The sequence below is a fragment of the Gordonia sp. YY1 genome, from assembly GCF_009872315.1.
Classification (GTDB): Bacteria; Actinomycetota; Actinomycetes; order Mycobacteriales; family Mycobacteriaceae; genus Gordonia; species Gordonia amicalis.
Window position 1 is genome coordinate 22,982 of the sequence record NZ_WXYI01000020.1, and the last position, 12,772, is coordinate 35,753.

Annotated in this window: 11 protein-coding genes and 1 pseudogene; 8 read left to right on the forward strand and 4 right to left on the reverse strand. The window is 68.1% G+C overall.

Going from position 1 to position 12,772, the window contains the following annotated elements; translation table 11 throughout:
* Nucleotides 1-42: 42 nt before the first annotated feature.
* Entirely contained in the window at nt 43-573 is a 531-nt protein-coding gene (locus BPODLACK_RS20105) for a hypothetical protein (protein WP_159406061.1), read from the reverse strand.
* Between the two features lie 111 nt (nt 574-684).
* On the opposite strand from BPODLACK_RS20105, the gene BPODLACK_RS20110 reads away from it, so the two are divergent.
* The 3 genes and pseudogenes from BPODLACK_RS20110 to BPODLACK_RS20120 all read left to right on the forward strand — a co-directional run bounded on the left by BPODLACK_RS20110 (nt 685) and on the right by BPODLACK_RS20120 (nt 5,469).
* A complete protein-coding gene (locus BPODLACK_RS20110) occupies nt 685-2,463 on the forward strand; it encodes a SulP family inorganic anion transporter (protein ID WP_159406062.1) in 1,779 nt (592 codons plus the stop codon).
* A 60-nt stretch (nt 2,464-2,523) separates the two neighbouring features.
* A pseudogene (locus BPODLACK_RS20115) lies at nt 2,524-3,889 on the forward strand (MFS transporter).
* Between the two features lie 62 nt (nt 3,890-3,951).
* Entirely contained in the window at nt 3,952-5,469 is a 1,518-nt protein-coding gene (locus tag BPODLACK_RS20120; protein WP_159406063.1) for an ATP-dependent DNA ligase, read from the forward strand.
* Between the two features lie 3 nt (nt 5,470-5,472).
* On the opposite strand, the gene BPODLACK_RS20125 is transcribed toward BPODLACK_RS20120, so the two are convergent.
* Nucleotides 5,473-6,324, reverse strand: a complete 852-nt coding sequence (locus tag BPODLACK_RS20125) for an anti-sigma factor (protein ID WP_159406064.1) — start codon at nt 6,322-6,324, stop codon at nt 5,473-5,475.
* Between the two features lie 176 nt (nt 6,325-6,500).
* A complete protein-coding gene (locus tag BPODLACK_RS20130; RefSeq protein WP_024498946.1) occupies nt 6,501-6,908 on the reverse strand; it encodes a YccF domain-containing protein in 408 nt (135 codons plus the stop codon).
* Nucleotides 6,909-7,003: 95 nt separating this feature from the next.
* Between BPODLACK_RS20130 and BPODLACK_RS20135 the strand changes: the two genes are divergently transcribed.
* Both BPODLACK_RS20135 and BPODLACK_RS20140 read left to right on the forward strand, forming a co-directional pair.
* Nucleotides 7,004-7,258: a hypothetical protein gene (locus BPODLACK_RS20135; protein ID WP_159406065.1), complete on the forward strand. Its 255-nt coding sequence runs from the start codon at nt 7,004-7,006 to the stop codon at nt 7,256-7,258.
* A gap of 213 nt (nt 7,259-7,471) precedes the next feature.
* Nucleotides 7,472-7,948, forward strand: a complete 477-nt coding sequence (locus tag BPODLACK_RS20140; protein WP_236577732.1) for a hypothetical protein — start codon at nt 7,472-7,474, stop codon at nt 7,946-7,948.
* Nucleotides 7,949-8,061: 113 nt separating this feature from the next.
* Here the strand turns inward: BPODLACK_RS20140 and BPODLACK_RS20145 are convergent, their stop codons facing one another.
* Entirely contained in the window at nt 8,062-8,622 is a 561-nt protein-coding gene (locus BPODLACK_RS20145; RefSeq protein WP_159406066.1) for a maleylpyruvate isomerase family mycothiol-dependent enzyme, read from the reverse strand.
* 37 nt (nt 8,623-8,659) lie between these two features.
* Between BPODLACK_RS20145 and BPODLACK_RS20150 the strand changes: the two genes are divergently transcribed.
* The 3 genes from BPODLACK_RS20150 to exaC all read left to right on the forward strand — a co-directional run bounded on the left by BPODLACK_RS20150 (nt 8,660) and on the right by exaC (nt 12,633).
* Nucleotides 8,660-9,496, forward strand: coding sequence for a helix-turn-helix domain-containing protein (locus tag BPODLACK_RS20150; RefSeq protein WP_006438482.1), 837 nt, complete (start codon nt 8,660-8,662; stop codon nt 9,494-9,496).
* A 100-nt stretch (nt 9,497-9,596) separates the two neighbouring features.
* A complete protein-coding gene (locus BPODLACK_RS20155; RefSeq protein ID WP_159406067.1) occupies nt 9,597-10,904 on the forward strand; it encodes a GAF domain-containing protein in 1,308 nt (435 codons plus the stop codon).
* 205 nt (nt 10,905-11,109) lie between these two features.
* Nucleotides 11,110-12,633: an acetaldehyde dehydrogenase ExaC gene (gene exaC / locus BPODLACK_RS20160; RefSeq protein ID WP_006438484.1), complete on the forward strand. Its 1,524-nt coding sequence runs from the start codon at nt 11,110-11,112 to the stop codon at nt 12,631-12,633.
* Nucleotides 12,634-12,772 lie beyond the last annotated feature (139 nt).

A 12,772-nucleotide genomic window follows, 5' to 3' on the forward strand; every position in this document is an offset into this window, starting at 1 on the left:
GACCCGGCGCGGACCGCCCGTCAGGCTCCGCGCCGGGTTTTTTCACGGGACGTCGCGAGGGGGTTGCTGCGGCTTCCTCGTCGGGTTCCCGCCGGGTAGGTGGTCGCCCAGCCGGTTGCCTCCCGGTTGGTTGCCGGCCGGTTGGTTGCCGCCTGGGCGGCTGTCACCCAGTCCGTGTTTGTGGCCGGGGGTGTCCAGGTGACGATCGTCGTCGCGGCGTTCGGCCTCGGCCCGGACGTCGGGATCGAGTTTGTCGGCGTGGGCGAGCGTGCTCTGTACTTCGTCCCGCTTCTCGGCGGCGTGGCCTTCGTGGGCGCGAGCCTGTTCATTGAGTCGTCGGGCCTCGGCGGCCTTGGCATCGGCCTCGGCCTGGACCTTGCGCGCGTGCGCCTGCGCCTCTTGCGCGGTGGCCTCCCGCCGGCGCAACTCCGACATGTCGCCGGCCGCGTTCTCGCGGATGCGCTGGGCCTTCGTGCGCCGGAGATCTCTGCGCTTCCGTAGGAAGAACAGCAGTGCGACTAGCAGGATGATCACGACGATCACGGCGATGATGATCCACAGGGCGGTGTCCACGGTGTCCTCCTCAGACGGAAAGCATGGTCGGCACCGGGTACCCAGAAACCGGCGCCACGAACCGGGACAAGTGCGGTGGGAAGGCCGAGTCGGCGGGGTACGGTCTACGTCATGATCGCGCTCCATGCGCTGGTCCCGCCCGCGCTGCGCGGTTACCGGCTCGCGTGGTTGCGTGCCGACGTCGTGGCCGGGGTGACCCTCGCGGCCGTCGCGATCCCAGAATGCATGGGGTACAGCTCGATTGCGCATGTGCCGGTGTCGGCTGGGTTGTACACCATCATCCTGCCGGCGGTCGCCTTTGCGTTGCTGGGGGCCTCGCGGCTTCTCGTCGTGGGCGCGGACTCCGCAACCGCGGCACTGCTGGCGTCGGGTATCGCCGGTATCGGCGTCGTCGGGGTGGAACCCGATTCGCCCGAGTGGTTGGCCTGGGCATCGCTGATCGCCCTGGTCACGGGGGTGTTCCTGGCGCTTGCGCGGCTGCTGAGACTGGGATTTCTCGCCGACTTCCTCTCCACCGCGGTTCTGGTGGGCTTCCTCGCCGGGACCGGCCTCACGGTCATCGTCGGGCAGGTTCCCGGAATGGTCGGCCTGCCGCGAGCCGAGGGCTGGGTGTGGGAGCGGTGCGCCGCGATCGTCGACCGTCTGGGCTCGATCGACTGGGCATCGACGGCGTTCGCGGCCGCGTCGCTGGGCGTGCTGCTGGTGGCGCGGCGGGTGGTCCCTCGATCACCCGCGGCATTCGTCCTGGTGGTGGCATCCATCGTGCTGGTCGCGGTGTTCGGTTGGGACGACGACCTGCCGGTCGTCGGAACCCTGCGCGGCGACATGCCGCATTTCGGTCTGCCCACCGGGTTGGGATGGGATGCCGTGCCCAAGGCGGCGACCGTCGCGTTCGGCTGCACGGTGGTGATCCTGGCCCAGAGCGCGGGCACGGCACGAGGACTCGCGCACAAGCACGGCGAGACCACCGACGTGAACCGCGACATGGTCGGCCTGGCGGCGGCCAACATCGTTGCGGGACTGAACTCTACGTTCGTGGTGAACGGAAGCCCCACCAAGACCCAGTTCCTCGAGGAGCAACGCGGCCGCACCCAGGTCGCCAACCTGACCATGGCCGCGACGGCACTGGCCGCGGTCGCCTTCCTCGGCCCGGCGCTGGCCCACCTGCCGCATGCCGTGCTCGCCGCGATCGTGTTCCTGGTCGCGATCGACCTCATCGACGTGCACTCGTTCCGTCGGATGTGGCGGATCCGGCGGATCGAGTTCGGGATCGCGGTGCTCACCGCGGTCGTCGTCGTGGTGTTCGGGGTGCAGAACGGGATTCTGGCCGCGATGGTGGTGTCGTTGCTGGAGATCATCCGCCGGCAATACCGACCGGAGAGGTTCGTCGTCGGGGTGTCCGATCACGGACGTGCGCGAGAATATCGGCCCGCGCGGGGCGGCCAGCAGTCCATGCCGGGCCTCATCGTGTTCCGCTACGACGCAGATCTGTTCTACGCGAACGTCAATCGATTCGCCGACGACGTCGTGGCGCTCGTCGAGTCCGCCCCCGATCCGGTGCGCTGGCTGGTCCTCGACTGCACGGTGATCTCGTATGTCGACTACTCGGCAACCGGTGTGCTCGACGACCTCGTCGCGTTCGTGCATTCGCGGGACGCCCATTTCGTTCTCGCCGGCGTCGATCCCGAACTCGAGGGCATGTTGCGTGCGCAGGGACTCCTCGAGGACTTCGACCCGGCGCATGTCTTTCCGACCGTCGGCGCGGCAGTCCGGGCGTTCGAGGCCGCCTATCCCACAGGCGAGTCACGGGAGCCGCCTCCGGCGACGCCCGAGGGGCTCATGGGCGGCGAGAAAGCCGAGGATGACACCGCCGAGACGGACAACGGGTGAGTGCCTCACCGGCCCACCACTCGCCGACGTGACGTGGTTCGCAGGCGTAACCTCCCACGAATGAGCGAGTCCGCCGTCCGCAACATCGACCACCCCGAACAACCACCGGTACCCCGGAGTCGCATCGTCTTCGCGTCGATGGTCGGTACGAGCATCGAGTTCTTCGACTTCTACATCTATGCCACCGCCGCAGTGCTGGTGTTCCCGGTGCTGTTCTTCCCGTCCGGTGACGAGACCGCGGCGTTGTTGTCGTCGTTCGCGACCTTCGGACTCGCCTTCGTGGCGGCCCATCGGCTCGGTCCTGTTCGGCCACTTCGGTGACCGGGTCGGCCGCAAGGCGACGCTGGTCGGGTCATTGCTCACGATGGGTATCGCGACCTTCGTCATCGGCCTGCTGCCCACCTACGACTCGGTAGGCTATCTGGCCCCGGCGCTGCTGGCGCTGATGCGCTTCTGCCAGGGTCTCGGTCTCGGCGGGGAATGGTCCGGCGCAGCGCTTCTCGCGACCGAGACCGCCGAGAAGGGCAAGCGGGCCTGGGCCGCCATGTGGCCGCAACTGGGCGCACCGATCGGGTTCCTCTTCGCCAACGGCACCTTCCTGCTGTTGATCTACGGCCTCGACTTCGACGCCAAGACCTCCGCCTCCGACCACGCGTTCATGACATGGGGATGGCGAATCCCGTTCCTCGCCAGCGCGATCATGGTCGCCGTCGGCCTGTACGTGCGCCTGAAGCTCACCGAGACACCGGTGTTCGCCAAGGCGGTGGAAGAGGGCAAGAAGGTCAAGGCGCCGCTCGCCGAGGTGGTGAAGTCCAACTGGCGGGAGCTCGTCGCGGGCACCTTCATCATGGTCGCGACGTACACGCTCTTCTACATCGTGACCACCTGGATCATCTCCTACGGCACCGGCAAGGTCACCGACGCGTCGGGTGTGAAGCTGTCGATCGGCTACGCCGACTTCCTCGAGCTGCAACTCATCGCCGTGCTGTTCTTCGCTGCGTGCGTGCCGATCTCGGGTCGTCTCGCCGACCTGTTCGGCCGTCGCGCCTTCCTCCTCGTGGTCACGGCGGCGATCATCGTGTTCGGACTCTGCTTCGAGCTGATCCTCGACCCGTCGTCGATGACCGACGGCACGATGCTGTTCTTCCTGATCCTCGGCATGACCCTGATGGGTCTGACGTTCGGGCCGATGAGCGCGATCCTGCCGGAACTGTTCCCGACCAACGTCCGCTACACGGGTTCGGGGATCTCCTACAACGTGGCCTCGATCATCGGCGCCGCGGTCGCGCCGTTCATCGCGACGTGGATCGTTGCCGACTTCGGTGTGGGCTGGGTCGGTGTGTATCTCGCCGTCGCCGCCTGCACGACGCTGATCGCCCTCTTCAGCGTCCGGGAGACCAAGACGGTCGACCTGACCGAGGTCTGAGGTCCGGCACCGGCTGCCGCGAGGTGCCGGCCGTGTCCGACCCGCGGCGTACCGTCGGTGGCGTGAGATTGATCGACGTGGTTCAGACGTCCTCCGATGTCGCGCGCGACCGCTCACGCACTCGCAAGACCGAGGTGCTGGCCGGGTTGCTGGGCACCGCCACCGATGCCGAGCTCCCCATCGTGGTCGCCTGGCTGTCCGGCGAGGTACCGCAGGGCAGGCTGGGTGTCGGCTGGCGATCACTGTCGAAGCTCGTGTCCGAACCGGCCGGGGAGCCGTCGCTCGAGGTCGCCGAGGTCGACGCCGCATTCGGCGAACTCGCTTCGGCGAGCGGACCGGGTTCGACGACCCGCCGCGCCGAGATCCTCAGCGCGATGTTCGGCGCCGCCACCGAACCGGAGCAGAAGTTCCTGGTCGCCTTGCTGACCGGCGAGTTGCGGCAGGGTGCGCTGGCCGGGGTCATGACCGACGCGATCGCGAAGGTCACCGGTGAACCGCTGACCGCGGTGCGTCGTGCGCACATGCTCACCGGATCGTTGCCGGAGACCGCGGCGCTCGCTCGCTTCGGCGCCGAGGCGCTGGCGGGAGTGGGACTCGAGGTCGGCCGCGCCGTCGAACCGATGCTCGCGACTCCGGCCGACAACCTCGATGCCGCCCTGGACCTTCTCGGCCCCGACCTCATCGTCGACTACAAGCTCGACGGCGCGCGAATCCAGGTGCACCGCAAGGGCGCCGACGTCTCGGTGTACACCCGCACGCTCCGCGACGTCACCGACAACGTCCCCGACCTCGTCGAGGTCATCGCCGGACTGCCCTGCGACGCGGTCATCCTCGACGGCGAGACCCTCATGCTCAGCGACGACGGACGGCCGCGGTCGTTCCAGGACACGATGAGCCGGTTCGGTTCCGGGCCCACCGCGGCCGGCGAGCCCGAACGGCTGCTGAAGCCGTTCTTCTTCGACTGCCTGCACCTCGACGGCGTCGACCTCATCGACCGCCCGCTGTCCGAACGTCTCGCCGCGATCGACTCGATCGCCCCGCAGCTGCGGATTCCGGCGGTGACACGTCCGACCGCAGAGGAGGCCCAGCGCCACTTCGACGCCGCGATGGCCGACGGCCACGAGGGCGTGATGGTCAAGTCCCTCGACGGACTCTATGTGGCCGGCCGTCGCGGAAAGGCCTGGCAGAAGGTCAAACCCACGCACACCTTCGATCTCGTCGTGCTCGGTGCCGAGTGGGGTTCGGGCCGCCGGACCGGCTGGCTGTCGAATTTACATCTCGGCGCCCGTGACCCTGAGACCGGCGAACTCGTGATGGTGGGCAAGACGTTCAAGGGTCTCACCGACGAGATCCTCCGATGGCAGACCGAGGAGTTCCCGAAGCACGCCACGCATCGAGACGCTCACACCGTCTACCTGCGCCCGGAGATCGTCGTCGAGATCGAACTCGATGGTGCGCAACGCAGTTCGCGCTACCCCGGTGGTGTTGCACTCCGCTTCGCGCGTGTCGTGCGGTACCGGCCCGACAAGAACCCCGACCTCGCCGACAGCATCGACGCGATCCGGGCGCTGCTCAAGTAACGGTCAGCTCAACGACAGCTGGGCCACCGGAGCGCTGGTCGGTTGCGTCGAACCCCCGGGCGGTTCGACGGTGAACGCCAGGGCGTCGGCCGTGTTGATCCCGGACAGGACCGCGGTGGTGACCGGTTCGACGTCCGCGTCGGTCATGGTGCCGGCCGAACGTGTCCCGCCGGGACCCACGAGCCACATCTGGTACACCGTGCCCGGCTTCGGTGGCGGCACCGAATTCATCACCAGCACAGCGGTATCGGCGGACTGGGCCAGGTAGATGGTGGCGCTCCCGGTGGCGACCGGAGCACTCGTGGACCGCAGGTCGCCGGCCGAGAACACCTGCTCGGCCGGTGAGGCGACGGGTGGGGTAGTAGCGGGTTCGTTCGAGTTCGACAGTCCGATGGCCCAACCGAGCGCGCCGACCGCGATCGCGGCCACGGCGGCGGCGGTGAGGTAGGTGAAGCGACGTGACCGGTTGGGGCGTCGGGCGTCGAGGTCCGCGAGCGGTTCGACGGGCACAGATGGCGCCGACTCCGGCGCGCCGACCCCGGGCTTCTCCACGATCTCGACGGACGGGCCGGGCACGCGGGCCGACGGTTCCTCGAGTCCCGCCTCGGCCCGCGCGGCAGCGAGTACCCGATCGCGCAGGGACGGTGGGGGCGGAGTCGCAGTGGCCGCGCTGATCGCGGCCATGGCCTCCCTGGTGGCCCGGACCTGCTTGGCGAACAGCTCGCGAAAGTCCCCGGGAGCGGAGGCAACCCGCGCCTCGATGTCGCGCAACTCATCGGAGGACAGTGCGTTCAGCCCGACGACCGGCGCCAACTCGAGCAATTCGGCTTCCTCGGGATCGAGATGATCAGTCATCACCCACCCCCTGCCCTCGGTCTCGTACCGCGTTCACCTTCTGCTGCTGTCCTTCCGCTGGGCGGCAGATGTCCGCCCGCAGCCGCGGACGCAGAGCCTCGACGCTCATAGTGGTCCGGGCGAGGCTCATGCCTCTTCTTCGGACTCGACGACCCACTCGGATGGGTCGGGCACCCTCACATGCGGGCGGGGACCCCGCCGGGCATCGGCTGGTCGGTGGGGACGATCTCGGCGCCCAGCGGGAGCAGCGAGATCGGCACCATCTTGAAGCTCGCGATGCCGAGCGGGATGCCGATGATGGTGATGCAGAGGGCGAGGCCGGTGGCGATATGGCCCAGGGCGAGCCACAGTCCGGCGACGATGATCCAGATGATGTTGCCGATCATCGAACCCGCGCCGGCGGTGGGTTTGCGGACGACGGTGCGGCCGAACGGCCAGAGTGCGTAGTTGGCCATCCGGAACGACGCGATGCCGAATGGGATGGTGATGATCAGGATGCAGCAGATGATTCCGGCGACGACGTAGCCGATCGCCATCCACAGGCCGCACAGCAGCAGCCAGATGACGTTGAGGATGGTCTTCATCAGTCCATTGTGTACGCATCGGCGCGCAGTGGGGTCAACAGCGTGACGGCGCCGGCCCGCGCCCTGACGGACGGGTCACATTACGATGGGACGTCATGGGAGCGCGGTCGGTTCGGACACGTGAAGCGGTGTGGGCGTTGGTCGCCACGCTGGTCCTCGTCATCCGCATCCTCGCGACGATCGCCCTGGTTGTGTTCGTGATCGGCTGGGCGGTCGCGGCCGTCCGCGGCTCCCTCGACAACGCCTTCCTCTGGCCGGCGATCGGCACCGGTGCCGCGCTCCTGCTGAGCACCTATCTCTATGGCCATCTGCGGGTCCGGTATCCCCGCCACAACGGCTGGATTCCGTAGGTTCGCCCCTGCGGACCCGTGTGCGGCAGGATGCGTGCATGGGTCGACTCTGTCTGTGGTTGATGCTCGCGGGAAGTGTGATCGCGGTGCTGACGGCCGCATTGTTCGAAGGACTCTTCGGGGCCGGGCTTCGGTGAGTTCTACGCGATCTCCTCACCTGCCGGAGGGCCCGTCACTGTCTCGGAACCCGGCCGATACCTCGTCGTCGCGGCCGTGGGCGCCGTGGTGGGGTTGCTGACCGGCGTGGTCCTCGGTATCGCCGGCGCGCGGATCGACGAACGACGCCGCCTGGGTGTCACCGCCGTTGCGGGCCTTGGAGGTTGTGCGGTGGGAGTTCTTCCGGCTTTGGCACCGGCGTACAACGCAGCCGACTTGCCCGGCGGGATGACGCCGATGGTGCTGAATTCGGTGAGTGGTGCCGTTGCCTACGGTCTGGCAGTGGCTGCGGTGTACTGGGTCCTGCGCGCGGGAGGTGATCCCGCAGCGCGAGCCACCGCCAGGACCACGGCTATCGTGCTGCCCGTCGGCGCGGTGGTCGCGACCTTGGCCGGTATGGGTAGCGCATGGCTTCTGGGGTTCTCCACCACCACCTCGACGTGGCTCGTGGTGGTGTCCGTGGTCCTGGTGTTCCTCACCGTCACGTTCGCGGCCGCGCGTGTGCTCGGGATTCGTTCGCACGAAACCGGGTGAGGCCGGATGCCGTCGGCTGACGTGCTGGTGGGGGCTTCGACGCGGTGCCTCGCTGCGCTCGGAACCGGCTCAGCCGGCGGGGGGTGGATCGGTTCGGCCGGCGGGTCGCTGAGTCAGGCGCGCCTACCCAACCTGGCGAGCAGGGCCGTCTGGCGATCGGCGCCGGCGGGGACCTCGAGGCGTTCGCAGACCCCTTCGGAGTAGAGCGCATCCCCGAAGCCGTCGGCGGCGGTCTCCATCTCGGTGAGCTGGTCGTCGGTGAAACGATGGTCGAGGGCGGCGGCCGTGGCGACATCCCACCGATGGGCGATCATGTCGAAACCGTAGAAGCGGATCAGCGTTTCCCCGATGGTGGTCGGACCGAAATGGCCGTCGAAGGCACGGTCGGCGATGGCCGGATCGGCGAGGCGGGAGGCGACGGCGTCCCGATGGGCCTGCCAGGCCGCCGCGGGATCGTCGAACGGCGGTGTGGTACCGAGGTCGACGTCGTGTCCGGCGAAGAAGTCCCGCTGGCTGTCGACGACGTGCGCCACGACGTCGCGGGCCGTCCACCCGTCACACGGCGAGGGGTTGGACCAGGCCTCGGCCGGCACGGTCGCGAGGACCTCGCCGAAGCCGTCGGCGTAGGAGTTGTAGCGGTTCAGCAGTGGTGAATTGTCAGTGGTGGTGGTCATGATGACAGTCAAGCGCCAGGACAGGGGACGGTGATTGATGAAACCCGACAACTCGGGATCGACGCGGCTCGACGACGTCGAACGCGCTCACCTCGTCGATCCTGCGGACGCGGGCCGTCGCCGCATCGGCCGGTGGGGTCCGAGTCCGGACCTCGACGAGATGATGCGACGGTTCTGGGTGCCCGTCTGGTCGGTCCCGCCCGGCGCCGAGGCGCCGCAGCGCGTGTTGCAGTACCCGCTGTGCCTGCTCGTCATCAGCAAGACCTATGCCCGGTTCTACGGAGTGGTCGCCGGCCTGTCGGAAACCGTGCTGACCGGCGACGGCTGGGCGGTCGGGGTGATGTTCACCCCCGCCGCCGGCGGATTGCTCGTCGGAGACGTCGCGCAGTGGACAGACCGGTTCGATGAACTGTCGGTGGTCTTCGGCGAGTCCGGCGACGGTCTCGCACGGTCGGTGCGTGCGGTGATGGAACGCGCGCCGGAGGACGAGGACACCCAGCGTGCCGCGACCGACGTCGTCGAGGACTGGTTGCGGGGATACCTCCCGATGGACGAGGACGGTCGTGTCGTCAACGCGATCGTCGACTGGGTCGAGAACGATTCGACGGTGGTCGCGGTCGCCCAGATCTGCGAGCGGTTCCACATGACCGAACGGAGCCTGCAACGACTCACCCGCCGCCGGTTGGGTCTGACGCCCAAATGGCTCATCCAACGCCGTCGCCTGCAGGAAGCGGCGGAACGTCTTCGCGAACCCGAGGAGACCCTCGCCACGCTCGCCGCCGAGCTCTCCTACGCCGACGAGGCCCATTTCGTCCGCGACTTCAAAGCCGTCACCGGAATGACGCCGCGGGAGTTCTCCTCGCGGTTCGCCTGACCAGGCCGAGTAGTCTCTATACGCCGACACACCCCGATTGTTGCCGGGATCACAGTTTGCCAGGCAGAATCGTCGACATATGGCGAGCGACGGAGGGCGCATGACTGACGCGGCTGCGGTGGCGACACGCATCCGCCGCGCGTATGAGGAGTTCCTCTCCGGCGTCACGCCGCCGTCGGATGCGGTGCGCTCCATCGTCCGCGATTCCTGGGCCCGTTCTCTGAGCCGCGGCATCGATCCCAGCGACGTCAACCCGGCCGACGGACTGCCGACCGGCGAATCGGTGCCGGTGATGACCGCCGACGAGTTCGCCGAATACCGGGCGGCACACCCGATCACCGCGGTCCGGCCACTGGTGCAGTCGCTGATGGTCGACGCGATCGCCGACACCGGCGTCGTCGCGGCCCTGACCGACCAGGTCGGACGGCTGCTGTGGGTCGAGGGTGACTCCGCGGCCCGCGACAAGGCCGGCGACATCAACTTCGTCGAGGGCTCCGTCTGGAGCGAAGAGGCCGTCGGGACCAACGCTCCCGGTCTCGCCCTGGCCGTTGATCGGGGTGTGCAGATCGTCGGTCCCGAACACTTCGCCGGCCCGGTCCAGGAATGGAGTTGCGCCGCGGCTCCGGTACACGACCCGTTCACCGGGCACGTCATCGGCGTGATCGACGTGACCGGCGGACGCGAGGTCGCGGCACCGTTCGCGCTCGCCGCAGTGCGGTCGGTGGTCGCCGCCGTGGAGCGGGAACTGCAGTCGAGCGCCGTGGATCTCGCCGATCCGGCGACCTTCCACGCGGGACTCCCGCGGTCGAGCGCCGCCCACCTCGCGGTTCTCGATGACGGCCCGCATCGCTGGCATCGCACCGCCGACGGGGCGAGTGCGCGCACCGTGTCCCCACGTCATGCCGAGATTCTCGTTCTGCTGCAAGCCTTTCCCGAAGGTCTCAACACCGAGCAACTCGCGCTGAAGCTCGCCGAGGAGGGGCTCGACCCGGTGAGTGTGCGGGCCGAAATCTCCCGTCTGCGGCGCGATCTCGGTGCCGACGTCGTCGCGAGCCGCCCGTACCGCCTCACCCTCGACATCTCCTCCGACATCTCCGACATCCGGGCGCGCATCGAAAGCGGGACCGACCTGCCGACGGTGGTCGACGACCTCGGCCGCGGCGGTCTGCTGGTCGAGTCGACGGCGCCCGGCATCGTCGAGATCTTCGAAGAACTGCGCGAGGATCTGCGTTCACGGCTGATCGCCGGCGGCGACGTCGCCGCGCTGCGCAAGTGGACCTCCTCCGTTCACGGTCGAGACGACCTCGTCGCCTGGCGCCGACTCGAGCATCGACTCCCCGTCGGGCACCCCGACCGCGCCGTCGTCGGAGGTCGCATCAGGCTGCTCGACAAGCGCTACGGACTCTGACTCCGGTCGGACGGCCGCCACCTGCTCCCTGAGGAGGTCCGGAGCCTGCGGAGGGCCGTCTCGAAGGGCACGTTGCGCCCGTTGCAACCCTTGTGCAACCAGCCCGCACCTAGCGTGTGCAGCAGATCACATCGGATACCCCGGGGTGTCCCATGTGACACGTTCCAGCCGCCCTCGAGAAGAGGCCGACACGCAAGGAGTGACCATGACCGTCTTCGCAAAGCCCGGTGCCGATGGCTCGGTGATGAGCTACGAGTCGCGCTACGACAACTGGATCGGCGGCCAGTGGACCCCGCCCGTCAAGGGTCAGTACTTCGAGAACCCGTCGCCGGTGGACGGCAAGACGTTCTGTGAGGTCGCCCGGTCGACCGCCGAGGACATCGACCTCGCCCTCGACGCCGCGCACAAGGCGGCGCCGGCCTGGGGCAAGACCCCCGTCGCCGAGCGTTCCCTCGCCCTGTTGCGCATCGCCGACCGCATGGAGGAGAACCTCGAGAAGCTCGCGGTCGCCGAGACCTGGGACAACGGCAAGGCCGTCCGCGAGACCCTCGCCGCCGACATCCCGCTGGCCATCGACCACTTCCGTTACTTCGCCGGTGCGCTGCGCGCCCAGCAGGGTTCGATCTCCGAGATCGACGAGGACACCGTCGCCTACCACTTCCACGAGCCGCTCGGCGTCGTCGGCCAGATCATCCCGTGGAACTTCCCGATCCTCATGGCGGTCTGGAAGCTCGCCCCGGCTCTCGCCGCCGGCAACGCGGTGGTGCTCAAGCCCGCCGAGCAGACCCCGGCGTCGATCCTCTACCTGGTGAGCCTCATCAGCGATCTGCTGCCCGCGGGTGTTCTCAACGTGGTCAACGGATTCGGCGTCGAGGCCGGCAAGCCCCTCGCGTCGAGCAACCGCATCCGCAAGATCGCCTTCACCGGTGAGACCACCACCGGCCGCCTCATCATGCAGTACGCGTCGGAGAACCTGATCCCGGTCACCCTCGAGCTCGGCGGCAAGAGCCCGAACATCTTCTTCAACGACGTCATGTCGTCCGACGACAGCTTCCTCGACCGTGCGCTCGAGGGCTTCTCGATGTTCGCGCTCAACCAGGGCGAGGTGTGCACCTGCCCGAGCCGCGCGCTGATCCAGCAGGACATCTACGACGAGTTCATCGCCAAGGCCGTCGACCGCGTCTCGAAGATCAAGCAGGGCAACCCGCTCGACACCGACACCATGATGGGTGCCCAGGCGTCGAACGACCAGTTCGAGAAGATCTCCTCGTATCTCGCCATCGGCCGGGACGAGGGTGCCCAGGTGCTCACCGGCGGCGAGGCCGCGGATCTCGGCGGCGACCTGTCCGACGGCTACTACATCAAGCCGACAGTCTTCCAGGGCAACAACAAGATGCGCATCTTCCAGGAGGAGATCTTCGGCCCGGTCCTCGCGGTCACCACCTTCAAGGACTTCGCCGACGCCATGCACATCGCCAACGACACCCTGTACGGCCTCGGTGCCGGCGTGTGGAGCCGTGACGGTGCTACCGCATACCGGGCCGGCCGCGAGATCCAGGCCGGTCGCGTGTGGACCAACACCTACCACGACTACCCGGCACACGCGGCCTTCGGCGGCTACAAGCAGTCCGGCATCGGCCGCGAGAACCACCTGATGATGCTCGAGCACTACCAGCAGACCAAGAACCTCCTGGTCGGCTACGCGCAGAACGCGAAGGGCTTCTTCTGATCCGGACCCTTCGAGACGCTCGCAGGCTCGCAAGCTCGCGCTTCCTGCTCCTTGAATAGCCCGGAGCTTGCGGAGGGCGTATCGAAAGGACTCGCCAACCCTTCGAGACGCTCGCAAGCTCGCTCCTCAGGGAGCGGGA

Coding starts and splice junctions, on each gene's coding strand:
- BPODLACK_RS20110 (WP_159406062.1), top strand. CDS start 685: ATGATCGCGCTCCATGCGCTGGTCCCGCCCGCGCTGCGCGGTTACCGG.
- BPODLACK_RS20125 (WP_159406064.1), bottom strand. CDS start 6,324: ATGACTGATCATCTCGATCCCGAGGAAGCCGAATTGCTCGAGTTGGCG.
- BPODLACK_RS20130 (WP_024498946.1), bottom strand. CDS start 6,908: ATGAAGACCATCCTCAACGTCATCTGGCTGCTGCTGTGCGGCCTGTGG.
- BPODLACK_RS20135 (WP_159406065.1), top strand. CDS start 7,004: ATGGGAGCGCGGTCGGTTCGGACACGTGAAGCGGTGTGGGCGTTGGTC.
- BPODLACK_RS20145 (WP_159406066.1), bottom strand. CDS start 8,622: ATGACCACCACCACTGACAATTCACCACTGCTGAACCGCTACAACTCC.
- BPODLACK_RS20150 (WP_006438482.1), top strand. CDS start 8,660: ATGAAACCCGACAACTCGGGATCGACGCGGCTCGACGACGTCGAACGC.
- BPODLACK_RS20155 (WP_159406067.1), top strand. CDS start 9,597: ATGACTGACGCGGCTGCGGTGGCGACACGCATCCGCCGCGCGTATGAG.
- exaC (WP_006438484.1), top strand. CDS start 11,110: ATGACCGTCTTCGCAAAGCCCGGTGCCGATGGCTCGGTGATGAGCTAC.